2 protein-coding genes are annotated in these 1,318 nt (G+C 39.2%); both read left to right on the top strand.

Annotation, left to right across the window (positions count from 1 at the left end; all coding sequences use genetic code 11):
- Window positions 1-46: 46 nt before the first annotated feature.
- On the top strand, window positions 47-445 hold the full coding sequence (locus HMJ38_RS25060; RefSeq protein ID WP_194977193.1) for a transposase: 399 nt from the start codon (window positions 47-49) through the stop codon (window positions 443-445).
- Window positions 442-1,305, top strand: coding sequence for an IS3 family transposase (locus HMJ38_RS25055; RefSeq protein ID WP_228780273.1), 864 nt, complete (start codon window positions 442-444; stop codon window positions 1,303-1,305). Before HMJ38_RS25060 ends, HMJ38_RS25055 begins: the two co-directional genes overlap by 4 nt.
- Window positions 1,306-1,318 lie beyond the last annotated feature (13 nt).

Below are 1,318 nucleotides of genomic sequence, written 5' to 3'. Positions count from 1 at the left end.
TGTATGTCCCTGATATAGGTTGACCGTTTTTACTCAACTCTATATCATGAAAGCAAACTTAAAATCGATCAACAAAACCAGGAGATTCAGTGATGATTTCAAGAAATCCATAGTCTCTGAATTTGAAAAAGGTAATTTCAGTGTACTCCAGCTGAGCCGTCTTCATTCGATACATTTCCAGACTATTTATAAATGGATTTATAAATTTTCTACCTTTAATGAAAAAGGCTACAGGATCGTTGAAATGGAAGAGAGTACAAGCAAAAAACTTAAGGATCAGGAATCAAGGATCAGGGAACTGGAACGTGCTGTAGGTCAAAAGCAGCTTAAAATCGATTATCTGGAAAAGCTCATTGAGATAGCCGGCAAGGATCTTGGTTTGGATTTAAAAAAAAATTCCGACACCAAACCCTCGAGTGGTACACGCAAAACAGGGGGAAAATGAAATTTTCATTGAATAAGCTATATACTGTTGCTGAGGTGACCAAACAGGGTTTTAGGCAATATAGGGAAAGGCAGTTGTTGTTTGATGCCAACATTCAAGTCCTCATATCAGAGGTTGACCTGCTCAGGGAAGAGCACCCTGGCTGTGGTTTGGAGAAAATGTATGATACGCTCAAGCCTTGTTTCATTGGACGTGACAGGTTTATTGAACTGTTTATGGATCTGGGATACCGGGTAAGGCGGTACAAAAACTACCACCGGACTACCTATTCGACCAACAGGTACTATCCCAATCTGATAAAAGGTTATACGGTTAATGCCCCTTCAACCATCTGGCAGTCAGACATTACTTATATCAGGCTTGGGGAAAAGTTCTACTATGCTGTGTTTATTCTTGATGTTTATACAAGGAAGATTGTAGGCCACAAGGTTTCAGGTCATATGCGTGCAACTGCCAATGTAGCGGCTTTAAAAATGGCATTCAAGGAAAATGAGCCACCTCTTATTCACCACTCGGACAGAGGCAGCCAGTATGTGTATGAAGAATACCTGAGTATGTTGACAGAACAAAAATGTCAGATAAGTATGGGGTTGACCGCTCAGGACAATGCCTATGCGGAAAGGATCAACCAGACAATAAAGGATGAATATCTCAGGCACTGGAAACCATCAACCTTTGAACAACTTACAAGTGATGTGAACAGAGCAGTCAATCATTACAATACAAAAAGAATACATAAAAATCTAAATAAAATGACCCCTTTAAAGTTTGAAGAAAAGTGGTCAACTTACAGCATCGAAAACAGACCAGTTTTGAGAATATTTAATAATATAATTCAATCACAAAACGGTCAACACTAATCAGGGATGCACA

This window comes from Aquiflexum lacus (assembly GCF_015476655.1).
GTDB classification, from domain to species: domain Bacteria; phylum Bacteroidota; class Bacteroidia; order Cytophagales; family Cyclobacteriaceae; genus Aquiflexum; species Aquiflexum lacus.
This window is presented reverse-complemented; position numbering and strand designations above follow the sequence as displayed.